The organism is Piscinibacter sp., assembly GCF_047600445.1.
Classification (GTDB): domain Bacteria; phylum Pseudomonadota; class Gammaproteobacteria; order Burkholderiales; family Burkholderiaceae_C; genus Piscinibacter.
The window spans coordinates 106,281-121,759 of sequence record NZ_JASGKT010000001.1 but is presented as its reverse complement, the minus strand read 5'-3'; the positions used below and the strand labels follow the sequence as shown (position 1 = coordinate 121,759).

11 protein-coding genes and 1 pseudogene are annotated in these 15,479 nt (G+C 65.0%); 8 read left to right on the top strand and 4 right to left on the bottom strand.

The window, feature by feature from the left end; translation table 11 throughout:
* Positions 1 to 15: 15 nt before the first annotated feature.
* Genes QM792_RS00580 through QM792_RS00570 form a run of 3 tightly spaced genes read right to left on the bottom strand, consistent with a single transcriptional unit; the run spans position 16 to position 3,768 of the window.
* On the bottom strand, positions 16 to 1,623 hold the full coding sequence (locus QM792_RS00580) for a CoA-transferase (protein WP_415147226.1): 1,608 nt from the start codon (positions 1,621 to 1,623) through the stop codon (positions 16 to 18).
* Entirely contained in the window at positions 1,620 to 2,372 is a 753-nt protein-coding gene (locus QM792_RS00575; RefSeq protein WP_415147225.1) for an enoyl-CoA hydratase/isomerase family protein, read from the bottom strand. Before QM792_RS00575 ends, QM792_RS00580 begins: the two co-directional genes overlap by 4 nt.
* Positions 2,373 to 2,427: 55 nt before the next feature.
* Complete coding sequence (locus QM792_RS00570) at positions 2,428 to 3,768, bottom strand: MFS transporter (RefSeq protein WP_415147224.1); 1,341 nt, start codon at positions 3,766 to 3,768, stop codon at positions 2,428 to 2,430.
* 108 nt (positions 3,769 to 3,876) lie between these two features.
* On the opposite strand from QM792_RS00570, the gene QM792_RS00565 reads away from it, so the two are divergent.
* From QM792_RS00565 to QM792_RS00535, 7 genes and pseudogenes are all read left to right on the top strand, one after another.
* Positions 3,877 to 5,247, top strand: coding sequence for an FAD-dependent oxidoreductase (locus tag QM792_RS00565; protein WP_415147223.1), 1,371 nt, complete (start codon positions 3,877 to 3,879; stop codon positions 5,245 to 5,247).
* 52 nt (positions 5,248 to 5,299) lie between these two features.
* Positions 5,300 to 6,063, top strand: a protein-coding gene (locus QM792_RS00560) for an IS5 family transposase (protein ID WP_415147222.1) whose coding sequence is annotated in 2 segments (ribosomal slippage) — positions 5,300 to 5,615 and positions 5,615 to 6,063 — 765 coding nt in all. Because the reading frame shifts where the segments join, the coding sequence is not laid out codon by codon here.
* A 461-nt stretch (positions 6,064 to 6,524) separates the two neighbouring features.
* Positions 6,525 to 6,908 (top strand): annotated as a pseudogene (locus QM792_RS00555) (DUF6531 domain-containing protein); the annotation flags it as partial.
* 336 nt (positions 6,909 to 7,244) lie between these two features.
* Positions 7,245 to 8,717: an RHS repeat protein gene (locus QM792_RS00550; protein WP_415147894.1), complete on the top strand. Its 1,473-nt coding sequence runs from the start codon at positions 7,245 to 7,247 to the stop codon at positions 8,715 to 8,717.
* 2 nt (positions 8,718 to 8,719) lie between these two features.
* Entirely contained in the window at positions 8,720 to 10,975 is a 2,256-nt protein-coding gene (locus tag QM792_RS00545) for an RHS repeat domain-containing protein (protein ID WP_415147221.1), read from the top strand.
* Between the two features lie 55 nt (positions 10,976 to 11,030).
* Positions 11,031 to 11,396, top strand: coding sequence for a DUF6869 domain-containing protein (locus QM792_RS00540; RefSeq protein ID WP_415147220.1), 366 nt, complete (start codon positions 11,031 to 11,033; stop codon positions 11,394 to 11,396).
* Between the two features lie 135 nt (positions 11,397 to 11,531).
* A protein-coding gene (locus QM792_RS00535) for an IS5 family transposase (protein WP_415147219.1) occupies positions 11,532 to 12,294 on the top strand; the annotation gives its coding sequence in 2 pieces (ribosomal slippage) (positions 11,532 to 11,851 and positions 11,850 to 12,294; 765 coding nt in all).
* Between the two features lie 21 nt (positions 12,295 to 12,315).
* On the opposite strand, the gene QM792_RS00530 is transcribed toward QM792_RS00535, so the two are convergent.
* Positions 12,316 to 13,308 (bottom strand): AEC family transporter, encoded by a 993-nt coding sequence (locus QM792_RS00530; RefSeq protein WP_415147217.1) that lies wholly within the window; start codon positions 13,306 to 13,308, stop codon positions 12,316 to 12,318.
* A gap of 129 nt (positions 13,309 to 13,437) precedes the next feature.
* Between QM792_RS00530 and QM792_RS00525 the strand changes: the two genes are divergently transcribed.
* A complete protein-coding gene (locus QM792_RS00525; protein WP_415147884.1) occupies positions 13,438 to 15,450 on the top strand; it encodes an ATP-dependent helicase in 2,013 nt (670 codons plus the stop codon).
* The last annotated feature ends 29 nt before the right edge of the window (positions 15,451 to 15,479 follow it).

Here is a 15,479-nt window from a genome sequence, read left to right as displayed (position 1 = left end):
GCAGCGCGAGCGGCCTCAGCCCACCCGGAACAGGTCGGCATCCATCAGGGCAAGCTCGGGGGCCACGCGCACATTGTTGAACTCCATCAGGTCCAGGACTTGGCTTCGCGCATCGATGCCCGGCGCCACTTCGATGAGCACCAGCCCCTCGGCATCGACCTCGAACACCGCGCGCTCGGTGATGAGTTTCGCGCGCTGTCCGCGCTCCATCACATTGCGGCGCACCGGGTAAGTAATATGGTCGGCGCGGCGCACGAACTTGCGCACCTTGCCCTCGCGAATGATGCGCAGCTTGCCGTCTTCGTAGCCGATTTCCAGACCGCCGGTGGTGAACGTGCCGGCGAAGACCAGGTCGGTGGCGTTGTAGGCGATATCGATGAAGCCGCCGGCGCCCGGATTGGCGACGCCGAAGCGTGAGACGTTGACGTTGCCCTGCTGATCGAACTGAGCGAAAGCCAGAGCCGCGAAGGGACAGCCGCCGCCGTCGATGAAGTCGAACTGAGTGACGCCGTCCAGCAGCGCCTCGGGGTACTTGTTCGCGGAGAACTGCCAGCCACTCATGACCAAACCGCCGAAGGGGCCGTGCTCGGTGGTGAACTGGTAGTCGCGATAGTGACCACCGGTGAGATGGCCATCTTCGAGCAAGATGGTCGGGGCATCCGAAGATGCGCCGAAGCCGAAGATCGAGGTTACGCCCGGGCGAATCTCGCGTGCCGCGCGGCGCGCCACGATCTTGTCGGCGCCATAGGCGAGCCGATCAGACGTTTGCCCGTCCCAGGACTGTCCGCCGAGAAAGGATGAGTCGTGAGCGACGTCGGTACTCATCATCTGCGTCGCGTCGACCACCACCTTGTCCACCAGCACGCCCGGGATCCTGGCCTGCGCAGCCGGGCGCGAACCACGTTCCACGACCTTGCGGACCTGGGCGATCACCGTGCCCCCGCAGGCCTTCACCGCAAGTGCGATCTGCAGCGAACTGGAATGGATCGGTTCATCCTCGAAGGAGAGGTTGCCGAACTCGTCCGCGGTGCTGGCGCGAATGAAGCCCACATTCAACGGCCAGGTCGGATAAAAGAGATAGTCCTCGCCCTTGAAGTTCACGCGCTGGATCAAGTCCTCCTCGGCGAGCGTGGTGAACTTGCCGCCGCCCTGGGCCGGATCGGCATAGGTGTCGAGGCCGATCTTGGTCAGGTATCCGGGTCCGCGGCGCGCGACCTCGCGCAGCCAGTGCATGCTGGCGCCGATGGGCCAACTGTAGGCCTCGATGCGGTTCTCGCGGATCAGTCGCATCAGTTCCGGACGTTTGCCGGTCTTCGGATCGACCGGATTGACATAGGAGCCGGCGACGATCCGCTTCATGTGCCCCTCGATCGCGACATGATCCATGCCCTTGATGTCCATCGCATCGCCGGTGCCGCAGGGAAAGTAGAAGGTCAGCCCGGCCGGGTCACCCGTGGACTTGAAGCGGCGAGCCAGCCCTGCGAGCAGGGCATCCGGGGTGATCCAGCCGATCACGCCGACCGAGGCCACCGAGTCACCGCTCTTCACCAGCGCGACCGCTTCTTCCACCGTACAGATCTTGCTCATTCCATTGCTTTCATTGTTTGCAGCGCTGCCGCTCATGCCTTGACGCCGAAACGGCGCAAGGTCGCCTTGGCGGTCTCGGTACGGCAGTTTTCCTTGAACATCCGGGACGCGAGCGCATCGCCGCTCTCGCCGTTGCGCGCGGCGTGCGCCGCGAAATAGAGCTTGGTCGAGGCCACGGCCTCGAGCGGCAGTCGCGCGAGCATTTGCGCGATCTCGATCGCGCGCGGCAGCGCCTGGCCGTTCTCCGCGAGGTGATCGACAAGGCCGAGGCGCAATGCCTCGTCGCTCGTGAAGACCTGGCCGCCCCAGCTCAACTGGCGCGCACGCGAGACACCGACCCGGTTGACCAAGGTCTCGAGGCCCCAGGGCGGAATCCAGCCGATTTCGACTTCCGGCAGATTCCATCGAACCGAGCTCCCGGCGACGATCACATCGCAGGAGGCAGCCAGCACGAATCCTCCGCCGAGCGCGAATCCTTCTACGGCTGCGATCACCGGTTTGTCCAATTGCGCGATCTCACGACAGAACGCCGCGGTGCGTGCCTCGTGGGCACACATTTCGTCCAAGGACATGTGGGCGAGCTCCTTGAGGTCACTGCCCGCGCAGAAGCCAGGTGCGCAACCCGTGAGTACCGTTGCCCGAATGGCTGCATCCGAGTCGTTGCGTTGCAGCAGCTCACGCAATCGAGCGACCAGGGCGTCACTCAGTGCATTGCGGCGCTGCGGTCGATTGATTGTCAGGGCCGCCACCGGTCCGTGGCGCTCGACGAGGATTTCGCTGTTCATTCGCTAATTTCTGTTTTGGAATCGAAGTTGTCGGATGTGGCCCTGGCGGTGGCGGTCAGGTACCGGCAACCGCATTGAGACTGGCGCTCGCGCTGCCGTCGCGAACTCGTTTTTCGGGCCGGATGAACCAGGCGGCGACGATGCCAACGACCACGCAGGCGGCGATGAAGTACCAGCCGTTGGTGTAGACCTTGGCGCCGTTCTGCACCACGATCAGCGCCGCAAAAATCTTCGCCGTGAAGGCGGCGCAGGTGTAGCCCACGCCATTCGAGAAGCCGACCGCCTTTCCGTAGAGCTCAGGCGAGAAGATTTCCGCCGGAACGGCCAGGAATGGGCCCCAGGCCATGTTGCCGAAGAAGCCCATGCCGCACAGGGCGACCAGGAGCATGGCGGGCTCGGCCGCGGTCACCGTGGCGAGCAGCAGGATGAAGGGAATCAGTCCGATGAAGCAGGCCAGGATCATCACCCGGCGGTTGCCCTTGAAGACTCGATCCGACAGGTAGGCGGAGACGAAGCTGCCGAGCGCGCCGGAGAGAAAGTAGGCAGCACTCCAAAAGCCCATCTTGGTCAACTTGAAGCCGAAAACGTCGGACAGGTACAGAGGGATCCAGACCATTGCGCCGTAGTAGACGATCTGCATGGCGATATTGACGACCACTACAGCGACGAAGCTCGGGTTCTTGAAGAAGTCCAGGAAGCCGATCTTGTTGTGGCTAAGGATCTGCTTCTGTGCGTTCTCGTAGTGGCCTGCCTGCACGGTGCCGGCCCTGATTTCGTCGGCGTAGGCGTACTCGAGGTCCTCGCGGGTCGCCTTTGGGTATTGCTCCGGACGGTCGAAGATCAGCAGACCGATCATCAGCAACGGGATCACGCCCAGAGCGGCGGTGACATAGAAGACAAAACGCCAGTCGCCGGCATGAGCGGCCATCTGGGTCGCAAGCACCGCGGCCCAGGCCGGGGTGAGGATCCAGGCCCAGGACAGCAGCGACTGAGCACGCGCCCGCCCGTCCTTGTTGAACCAGCGCATCAGAATGCGCGCGGAGGGCACGTATTCGGTACCGACCAAGAAGCCGAACAGGGCCATGCGGAACAGATACTCCTCGCGCGTCGCGAGCATCCCCATCCAGGCCGTCATGACCGACCAGGCGAGCACCGAGAAGATCAGGATCTTCTTGGCGCCGAACCTGTCGGTCAGGAAGCCCGAGATGTACTGAGCCGGTCCGTAGAAGAGCAACATCAGGAACGCACCGGTGCCGATGTCGGTGGTGCTCAGATGGACATCGTGCGCAATCGCGGGCGTTAGCACGCTGCTCTTGACGCGATCCAGGTACTGGATGCTGTAGGCCACGAACAGCACGAGGGCTGTGATCCAACGATAGGGAAGGTTTTTGAACACAGGTGTCTCCGTCGGGGTGTCAGTGTCGCGTGCCGCATGGCACATGACATCGTTCTAATATGTCAGTAAGATATGAGAAGAATATTAGCATCGCGAGGAGCTGTCAACATGAAGGTTTCGCATCGGGATCCCGCTTCCGGCATCCGCGTCAACGACTGTCGTCCTGCCAGTCACCTTGAGTGCGACCTGCTCGTCGTCGGCGGCGGCGCGGCGGGTGTCGCCGTGGCCACCACGGCAGCGCGGCAAGGGCTGGATGTGCTGCTGGTCGAGCGATATGGCTTCTGCGGTGGCGGCGCCGTCGCCGGTTTGTCGGGAACGGTTTGCGGCCTCTACGAGGCCTCACGCAATGCCGGCTCGGTGCCGCGGCAGGTAGTGTTCGGCTTCGCCGACGAGTTTCTTCGGCGTCTCGCGGACAAGGGTGGAGTGACGAGCCCCGTTCGCTACGGGCAGACCTATACCCGGGTGCATGAACCCCACGTCTGGCGCGAGACCGCCGACCGCCTGCTGGCCGAAGCCGGCGTGCGCGTGCTCCTGCATACCCTGGTCACTGAGGTGCTCACCGAGGGGGGCGAACGCATCGCAGGTGCGATCGCGAGCACCAAACAGGGCAAGCTCGACATCCGTGCGCGGCTGACCATCGATGCCAGCGGCGATGCCGACATTGCCGCGATGGCCGGCCTGGCCACCTTCATGGGCGACAACGGCCGGATTCAGAACCCGACGATGATCTTCCGCCTGAGCGGCGTCGACATGCCGCGCTTCCTGGCCGCGCGCGGGCCCGACAGCATCATGGATGACTCGGTCTCGAAAACCATTCAGCGGCTGCATCGCGCGAACGAGTACCAGTTACCGCGCGCAAAGATCTTCCTGTTCGAAACGCCGCGCCCGAATGAGCTGTTGTGCAACGCCACTCGCATCATCGGCCGTGATGGCCGCGAATTGAACGCCGTGCTGACGGCTGACTTCACCGAGGCCGAGATCGAGGGCAGAAAGCAGGTGCGCGAGTACGAGCGCTTCCTGCGTGGCCACGTGCCAGGGTGCGAGAACGCCTGGCTCAACGACACCGGCGTACAGGTCGGGGTCCGCCAGACGCGCCAGATCGCCGGCATGCAGACCCTCCACAACACCGACGTAACCGGCAAGGCCCGCTTCGCGAGTGCGATAGCGCGCAGTCCCTGGCCGATCGAACTGCACAGCGGTGAAAAGCCGCAACTGGTCTGGCTCTTCGATGACTACTACGAGATCCCCTATGAGTGTTTCGTACCCGAGTTCGGCGAATCAATCCTGATGGCCGGGCGCTGCCTGTCGGCAGAACACGAGGCGATGGCGTCGGCCAGAGTCACCGCCCAGTGCTTCTCGTACGGACACGCGATCGGTCACGCCGCTGTTCTCGCCGTGCGCGATCGCATTGCTCCGCGCGCCATATCCGGCGCCGAAATTCGCGCGCTGCTGAATCGGGACGGTGCGCAACTGGACTAGGGTGTGTTCACACTAATGTCACTCACAGCTGACATGTTGCAGACTGCTGGGCATGGAGATCACGCCCGAACAATTCGCGAAGATCGAGCACTGCTTGCCGACGCAGCGCGGCAATGTCAGCCTCAGCAACTTGCAGGTGGTCAACGCCATCCTCTACGTGGCCGAGCACGGCTGCAAGTGGCGCGGACTGCCCAAGCGCTTCGGCAACTGGCACACGATCTATACGCGCATGAACCGCTGGACCAAGGCCGGCGTGCTCGATCGCATGTTCGAGGAGTTGCAGAAGGCCCAGGTTGTGCGCATCAAGATCGAGGCGGTGTCGCTGGACTCCACGAGCATCAAGGTTCACCCCGACGGCACGGGGGCTCTAAAAAAAACGGACCCCAAGCCATCGGCAAGTCCCGCGGCGGATGGAACACCAAGATTCATATGGTTGCCGCGGATGCTCGAACGGCCATAACGTTCTCGCTGTCGCCAGGCCAGGCAGGCGACGCTCCGCAAGGCCGCGAACTGCTCACCCGCCTGGGGCCGCCGAATCGGCCACTGCATCTGCTCATGGACAAGGCCTACGAGGGCAACGAAACCCGACAGTTGGCACTCGACTTGGGCTACATCCCGGTCGTGCCGCCGCTGCGCACCCGCGTCGAGCCTTGGGAATACGACCGTGAGATGTACAAGCGGCGCAACGAGGTCGAGCGCCTGTTCCGGCGCCTGAAGGCCTACCGCCGCATCTTCTCTCGCTTCGAGAAGCTCGACCTCATGTTCCTCGGCTTCATCAGCTTCGTGCTCGTCGCTGATGGGCCGAGAATGTGTTAACAGGCCCTAGTCCATGACACCGCATCAAGACAAGGGGCGGACAAACGGACCGTCTGATCATCTAGAAGCATCGGTGCGCGCGAGCGATCTAAACAAACTATAGGCAGGGAGTGAGAGGAGTGATAAGCATCGACTCAACCAGAGTTCGGGTAGTTCTTTTCTTGGTGTTGTACCAGTTGTTCGCGCACAGCCAAGCTCAGGCCGCTTCGGATCTTTGTATTGGAGATGCAGACGGTACAGCTGATTGCAGGCCACCTGACATAAGTGAGTTTGTCTATGTCGTCGAACCCGGCGGACCATTGCCCCCAGCCTGCAACAATGTCGGCCCTTTCGCATCGGAAGAGGAAGCGAAGGAAGCTGCACTCGGCATATTGATCTGCGCGTCGCCTGCAGTGTGCGCGACGACGCCTGTGTCTGAAGATCCCTGGGTCGTCGTAGGCTACAACTTCCCCGTATACCCCATGAGCCTTCGGAGGAGGCTGAACTACGTTACGACCTTCTACAACAACGTGGCCCCCAATTGCGACCGCCAAGGTACCGCCGGGGCCACCATCCGAAAAGATCGTCGCGTACAGTGCCCATTCGGCTATCAGCCGGATGTGACGTGGAGCTATTGCTTGCGTCCGACGCAGGCCGACTGCGGGCCTTGTGACAAGAGAGGAAATCCTGTCAATGTGCTCAGCGCCGAGAAGGTGCAAACCGAGATTGACTACATCTCTGGTAATTCAACGGATCTCAATGTCACTCGCCACTATAGAAGTTACGGCCACGCTGCGCGCGATACCAGCCGCATTAGCGGCATGCTCGGCAACTACTGGAGAATAAATTTAGATCGAACCATCTCGATCGCGATGGCAGGCGCGAACACCGTTGCGCATGTAGAGCGGCTCGACGGACCTGTGAAATCATTCGTGCTGACGAATGGGGAATGGGCGCCTCGGACCGACAGGCAAAGTCGACTTCAGACAATGCTGAGCTCCTCCGGTGGTCCGGCAGGTTGGCGCTATGCCGACGGAGCCAACCAATGGGAAGTCTTTGACAGCGGGGGGCGTCTGACTCAATTGCAGCGAGCGTCGGGGGGTCGGCAGAGCTTCGTCTACTCAGACGCCGCTACTCCGCTATCCGTGGCACCTCGGCCGGGACTTCTGATCGCTGCATTAGATGGGGCGTCTGGACGCGCCATGCAGTTTCGGTTCGACGCTTATGGGCGGATGAAGGCGATCGTGAATCCGGCTGGCCAAGAGACGCTGTTTGACTATGGCGGCGCAACAGCGTTCTCGACGGATGGTCGATTCCGCTTGAACGCGTTGACATCAGTGACATACCCCGATGGCTCCAACAAAGCGTATCACTACAACGAGGCCCAACACACGACATCCGGAAGCAATCCGCTCAATGCGTTGACTGGGATTACCGATGAACTGGGCGTTCGGTACGTGACATTCGGCTACCTGGACTCACAGGCCGTTCGGACTGAGCATGCCGGAGGGGTGGGCAAGTACTCCTTCGCGTACTCCGGTTCGTCCACCTACGTGACTGATCCACTGGGAATCCAAAGTCTCGTCTACAACACGAATGTTCGTGGGATTCTGCACAACGCTGGTTCCTCGCAGCCTGCTGGTTCGGGCTCGGTGGCTGGCAGCAAATCATTGACTTACGACGCCAACGGAAATCTCGCGAGCGCCAACGACTTCAACGGCAAGCGCATCTGCTATGCCAATGACTTGACCCGCAACCTGGAGACGAGTCGAGTCGAGGGCCTGGCCGGCGGCACGAACTGCCCGACGGTAACCGGCAGCGGCGCGACGCTGCCTGCTGGCTCCCGCAAGATCAGCAGCCAATGGCACCCTGACTGGAGGCTGCAGGCGAAGGTAGCCGAGCCCGGCCGAATCACCACGTACGTGTACAACGGCCAGCCGGACCCGCTCGCTGGGGGAGCGGTTGCCTCGTGCGCGCCGGCAGGCGCGCTGCTGCCCGACGGCAAGCCCATCGCGGTGCTGTGCCGCCAGGTGGAGCAAGCCACCACGGATGCCAACGGCGCTGCGGGCTTCAGTGCGACGCTGGACGGCACGGTGGCCAACCGCGAGCAGCGCTGGAGCTACAACCAGTGGGGCCAGGTGCTGACCCACGACGGCCCGCGCACCGACATCGCGGACATCACGACCTACACCTACTACAGCGACACCAGCTTCACCGGCACGGGCGCTGCGGCCGTGGGCCACACCACGGGCGACCTGCAGAGCGTGAGCAACGCGGCGGGCCAGCTCACCCAGTACACCCAGTACGACAAGCACGGCAACGTCATCCAGAGCATCGACCCCAACGGCATCATCACGACCAACAGCTACGACCTGCGGCAGCGGCTGTTGAGCACCAGCGTGGGCGGCCAGACCACCAGCTACAGCTACGACCTGGCCGGCCAGCTCAAGCGGGTGACCCGGCCCGATGCGAGCTGGATCGGCTACGACTACGACCCGGCGCACCGACAGACGGCGGTGTACGACAACCTGGGCAACCGCATCGAGTACCTGCTGGACAACGCCGGCAACCGCATCGCGGAGACCGTGAAAGACAACAGCGGCGCACTCAGACGCCAGCTCGCCAGAAGCATCGACGCGCTCGGCCGTGTTCAGCAGACCACCGGGAGGAACTGATCATGAACACGGTCCGCATCGCTGTCGCACTGGCCGCGGGCTGGGCGCTGGGCGTGCACGCACAGACGCCGCCGGCCCCGCCGGTCTCGCCCGCACCGGTGACCAACTACGAATACGACGCCAACGGCAACCCGACCAAGACCATCCAGGCGCCTGGTGTGGCGGGCTACAACTTCGCCACGACCAACACCTACGACAGCCTGAACCGCCTGAAGGACAGCACCGACGCCAAGGCGGGCAAGACCCAGTTCGGCTACAACGGGCGCGAGGATCTGACGCAGCTCACCGACCCGAGGAACCTGGTCACCCAGTACCCGCGCAACGGCCTGGGCGACGCCACCAGCCTGGTCAGCCCGGACACCGGCACGGCTGCCCACACCTACGACGCGGCGGGCAACCTCAAGACCCGCACCGACAGCCGCGGCGTGCTGGCCACCTACAGCTACGACGCGCTGAACCGCCTGACCAAGATCGTCTACAGCCTCAGCGGCCAGACCTCGATCACCCAGACCTGGAGCTACGACCAGACAGGAACGGGCTACGCCAACGGCGTGGGCCGCCTCACCTCGGCCACCCACCCGGCCGGCTCGAGCCAGTACACCTATGACGCCCAGGGCCGGCTGCTCACCGAGACGCAGCGCGTCAGCGCCGCCAGCGGCGCCAACGCCGCGCAGGTGAGCAGCACCGTCACCTACACCTACGACGCGGCGGGCAACCTCACCAGCCTGACCTACCCGAGCGGGCGCAAGCTGGTCATCGGCTACACCGGCGGCCAGCCCAGCTCGCTCGCCCTGGCGCCGGATGGCAGCAGCGCCGCCACCAGCCTGCTCAGCCAGATCCAGTGGGAGCCCTTCGGCGGCCCGCGCAGCTGGCTGTGGCAGATGGCCAGCGGCACGCGGCAGCACAACTGGATCTACGACAGCTCGGGCCGCCTGGTGCGCCAGAACCTGGGCGACAGCCTGCGCGACATCAGCTACGACGCGGCCGACCGCATCACCGGCTACCAGCACTACGACGCCACCACCGGCGCGGCCCAGGCGGCGCTGGACCAGAGCTTCAGCTACGACGAGCTGGGGCGCCTGAGCGGCATCACCACGGCATCGGCCAGCTGGAGCATCGGCTACGACGCCAACGGCAACCGCACCGGCCTCACCCTCAACGGCACCACCAGCGCCTACACCACCGCCAGCACCAGCAACCGGCTGACCAGCACCACCAACCCGGCCCGCAGCTTCGGCTACGACAACGCCGGCAACACCGTCAGCGACACCTACACCGCCACCTACAACCTGGCCGGGCGCTTGGCCACGCTGCTCAAGGCGGCAACCACCACCACCTACAGCGTCGACGGCTTCGGGCGAAGGGTGCGCAAGTTCGACAGCACCGGAGCCGCCAGCACGGTGCTGTTCGTGTACGACCAGCTCGGCCAGCTGCTGGGCGAGTACAACGGCTCGGGCACGGCCCTGCGGGAGTACGTCTGGCTGGGCAACGTGCCGGTGGCGGTCTTTACGCCGGACCCGGCCAACGCGGCTAACCCGCCGCTGGTGTACTACATCCACACCGACCACCTGGCCACGCCGCGCATCGTGCTCAACACCGCTGGGCAGCAGCGCTGGAGCTGGCTCGCCGAGCCCTTCGGCACCACTGCGCCGAACACCAACCCGCAGAACCTCGGGGCCTTCGCCTTCAACCTGCGTCACCCAGGCCAGTACGCCGACGCCGAGAGCGGGCTGTTCTACAACTACTTCAGAGACTACGATGCCTCCACAGGCAGGTACGCTCAGTCCGATCCCATCGGGCTCGCGGGGGGCATCAATACCTATGCCTACGTAGCAGGCCAGCCCACAAGGTTCACCGATCTAATGGGGCTGCAATCTTCCGGAGAGGACCGCCCCTCATCGCCAGGCGTCGGTATTCCGGATCCGAGTGCCGCCGCGCAACGAGACCTCGCTCGCATACTGCAGCGAGGCCTTGATAGGTTGTTCTGTGAGCCAGATTGCTTCGAGCTTGAGAGCCAGATCATTGAGCTTGCGGCGGAGTTGCGCCTTCGATTCGTGCAAATGACGGCGGACGCAGGGAACCTCTATTGCGCGCGGCCCATCGGTCAGTTTTCGTGGTTGGGTCATCAGTTGCAGTACAACCAAAAGCAGAAGCGACTTCAGAAGTTGATCGCCCAAGCGAAAGCGAAGGGCTGCCCAGTGAACCCTGAGTACGAGCGACTCAGCAACATGCCTCCACCCATTTGCCCTGCACGGTGATCAATTGATAGAACCCTTAGGCCAAACTGAATCGCAGCGGCTTGTCGAAGCTTGGTTGAAGTACCACGAGCGTCTGGAGCAGGCGGGCGATCTAACGGGAAGCACAAATGTTGCCGACGAGTACCTATGGGCAATCGAGCGACTTGACGATGTTGTCACCAAGTATCCGGAGGATGGCTGGCGACTTGTCATGGAACTTTTCATGCTTGCTCGTTCGGACTACCAGCTCGCATGTCTTGCGTCGGGTGCGCTGGAGGACTTGCTGGCAAGGCATGGGCGAGATCTCATCGATCGCGTTGAGCAAACGGCCTCAATGAACGCAAGGTTCCGCGAGATGCTTGCCGCTGTCTGGCAGAACGCGATAGCTGACGATGTTTGGGCGCGCGTCAAGCGGGCGGTTGAGTCGTCGGGGAAGGCGTGAAGCTGAATGCCACATCCCACAAACCTTGACATCCTGAGCCGCCTCGGCAGGACCGACGGCATCTTGCCCGTGCAGACGATTAGGGCGTGTTCACACTAATGTCACTCACGGCTGACATGTTGCAGACTGCTGGGCATGGAGATCACGCCCGAACAATTCGCGAAGATCGAGCACTGCTTGCCGACGCAGCGCGGCAATGTCAGCCTCAGCAACTTGCAGGTGGTCAACGCCATCCTCTACGTGGCCGAGCACGGCTGCAAGTGGCGCGGACTGCCCAAGCGCTTCGGCAACTGGCACACGATCTATACGCGCATGAACCGCTGGACCAAGGCCGGCGTGCTCGATCGCATGTTCGAGGAGTTGCAGAAGGCCCAGGTTGTGCGCATCAAGATCGAGGCGGTGTCGCTGGACTCCACGAGCATCAAGGTTCACCCCGACGGCACGGGGGCTCTAAAAAAACGGACCCCAAGCCATCGGCAAGTCCCGCGGCGGATGGAACACCAAGATTCATATGGTTGCCGCGGATGCTCGAACGGCCATAACGTTCTCGCTGTCGCCAGGCCAGGCAGGCGACGCTCCGCAAGGCCGCGAACTGCTCACCCGCCTGGGGCCGCCGAATCGGCCACTGCATCTGCTCATGGACAAGGCCTACGAGGGCAACGAAACCCGACAGTTGGCACTCGACTTGGGCTACATCCCGGTCGTGCCGCCGCTGCGCACCCGCGTCGAGCCTTGGGAATACGACCGTGAGATGTACAAGCGGCGCAACGAGGTCGAGCGCCTGTTCCGGCGCCTGAAGGCCTACCGCCGCATCTTCTCTCGCTTCGAGAAGCTCGACCTCATGTTCCTCGGCTTCATCAGCTTCGTGCTCGTCGCTGATGGGCCGAGAATGTGTTAACAGGCCCTAGGCGCGCTCGGACTAGCCCCGGTGCAGGCCGAACAGCCAGGCGATCAGCGAGAAGCTCACGAACGCCAGCGCGGTGCTGACCATGATGATGCGCGTGATGCGGCCGTTGTCGGCGCCGTAGCGCTCGGCCAGCAGCGACACGTTGCTCGCGCTGGGCAGCGCGGCGGCCAGCACCAGCACGGTCAGCGCGAAGGGCGAGACGTTCGCGCCGGCGGCGTTGGCGAGCAGGCCCGCGCCGAGCAGCAGCAGCGGGTGCGCCAGCAGCTTGACCAGCGCCACCGGCACGAACTCGCGCGCCGGCGTGCGCGTGTGCACCTGCTGCTGCGCGCGCCACAGCACCGCGCCGATGGTGAACAGCGCCACCGGCGTGGCGGAGTCGCCGAGCATGCGCACGATCTCCATCACCGGCGCCGGCAGCTTGAGCGACAGCGCCGAGGCCAGCACGCCCAGCGCGATGGCCCACGGCAGCGGATTGGTCAGCGCGCCGCGCAGCGCGCGGGCCAGCGGCACGGCCAGGCCGTGGCGCGTCGCCGTCTCGCTGCGCGGGCGCAGTTGCGCGAGCGCCAGGCACAGCGAGCTGGTGACGACGATGTCGAACAGCAGGCAGCCGATCAGCGGCCCCGCGCTGGCCTCGCCGAGCAGCCCGAGCAGCAGCGGAAAGCCCATGAAGCCGGTGTTCGGGAAGGCCGCCACCAGCGCGCCGAAGGCGGCGTCCTTCATCGTCACGCCGGCGCCGCCGGGCGTGCGGCGCAGCGTCAGCGCGATGGTCAGCGCCACCAGCAGCAGCGCGCTGCCGCCCCACATCGCGATCAGCACCGGGTCGATCAACTGCGCGACCGGCGTGCCCGCGCCGAAGCGGAACAGCATGCACGGCAGCGCGAAGAACAGCACGAAGCCGTTCAGGCCGGGGATCGCCGATTCGGGCAGGTAGCGGCGCTGCACCGCGAGGTAGCCGAGCAGGACGAGGGCGAAGAACGGGAAGGTGACGGCCAGGATCGCCTGCATGGCGGCGAGTATCGCAGCGCGGCGCCCGCCGTCCGGGCCCGCCGTGGGCCGTCGCTATCATGGCGCGCCCTTCTTGCTGCCCGCCTCGCGCTTCCCGTGTCCGAACCCGCCTCGCTCAACCCGGCCCAGATGGAGGCGGTGCACCACCTCGGCGGGCCCTGCCTGGTGCTGGCCGGCGCCGGCTCGGGCAAGACGCGCGTCATCACGCACAAGGTCGCGCGGCTGCTGCAGGCCGGCTACGCGCCGGCGCAGATCGCCGCGATCACCTTCACCAACAAGGCCGCGGCCGAGATGCGCGAGCGCGCCAAGGCGCTGATAGGCGCGCGCGCCGCCAAGCCGCTGGTGGTCAGCACCTTCCACTCGCTGGGCGTGCGCCTGCTGCGCGAGGACGGCCAGCGCGTCGGGCTGAAGCCGCAGTTCAGCATCCTCGACAGCGACGACGTGCTGGCGATCCTGAAGGACGCCGGCGGCAGCACCGACAACGCGTTGGCGCGGCGCTGGCAATGGGCCATCAGCCTGTGGAAGAACCAGGGGCTGGCCAGCGGCCAGGTCGAGCCGGCCGACGACGACGAACGCGTCGCGCGCCAGGTGATGCAGCGCTACGAGGAGCGCCTCGCGGCCTTCCAGGCGGTCGACTTCGACGACCTGCTCGGCCTGCCGGTGGCGCTGCTGCGCCGCGACGGCGAGGTGCGCGCGAAGTGGCGGCAGCGGCTGCGCTACCTGCTGGTCGACGAGTACCAGGACACCAACGCCGTGCAGTACGAGATGCTCAAGCTGCTGGCCGGCGAGGACGCGATGTTCACCGCGGTGGGCGACGACGACCAGAGCATCTACGGCTGGCGCGGCGCCACCATCGAGAACCTGCGCCGCCTGCCGGCCGACTACCCGGCGCTGAAGGTGATTCCGCTGGAGCAGAACTACCGTTCGAGCGGCCACATCCTGCGCGCCGCCAACGCGGTGATCGGGCACAACCCCAAGCTGTTCGAGAAGAAGCTGTGGAGCGCCTTCGGCGACGGCGAGCCGGTGCGCGTGATCGAGTGCGACGGCGAGGAGCACGAGGCCGAGCGCGCGGTGGCCTTCATCCAGAGCGAGCGGGCCAAGGGTGGCGAGGTGGCGTTCAAGGACTTCGCCGTGCTGTACCGCGCCAACCACCAGGCGCGCGTCTTCGAGCAGGCGCTGCGCCGCGCGGGCATTCCGTACAAGGTGTCGGGCGGGCAGAGCTTCTTCGACCGCGCCGAGATCAAGGACCTGTGCGCCTGGCTGCGCCTGCTGGTCAACAGCGACGACGACCCGGCCTTCCTGCGCGCGGTGACCACGCCCAGGCGCGGCATCGGCCACCAGACGCTGGCCGGCCTGGGCGAGTTCGCCGCGAAATGGAAGACCAGCCTGTACGAGGCGCTGTTCGCCGAGAGCCTGGGCACGGTGCTGAACGCGCGCGCGGTCGGCTCGCTGCACGAGTTCGGCCGCTACGTGGGCGATCTCGAATACCGTGCGCGCCACACCGTCGGCGCCGAGGACGCGAAGGCGCTGCTGACGGGCTGGCTGAAGGACATCGGCTACGAGCAGCACCTGCACGACGGCGAAGACAGCGAGAAGCTCGCCGCGGCGCGCTGGGCCAACGTGCTGGACTTCGTCGACTGGGTCGCCAAGCGCTGCGGCGGCGAGATCGAGAACGACGGCGGCGTGTCCGTCGAGACCGAGAAGAAGAGCGTGCTCGAGGTGGCGCAGGCCATCTCGGTGATCATCAGCCTGGCCGAGCGCGGCGACGAGCAGGACGTGGTGACGCTGTCGACGCTGCACGCCGCCAAGGGCCTGGAGTGGCCGCACGTGCTGCTGGCCGGCGTCAACGAAGGCCTGCTGCCTTTTCGCAGTGACGGCAGCGGGGCCGACGAGACGACCCCGCAGCGCCTGGAGGAGGAGCGGCGGCTGATGTACGTCGGCATCACGCGCGCGCGCCGGACGCTGCTGGTCAGCACGCTGCGTCGGCGCAAGCGCGGCCGCGAGACGGTGGCCGGCGTGCCCAGCCGCTTCATCGCCGAGATGAAGCTGCACGAGGCGCGGCAGAAGGAAGACCCGCGCGCCAAGCTCAAGGCGCTGCGCGAGGCCGCCGCCGCGCGCGCGGCGGGGACCGCAAAAGCGTAGAGCGGCGTGCCGGCGCCGCCGGCCCCGGC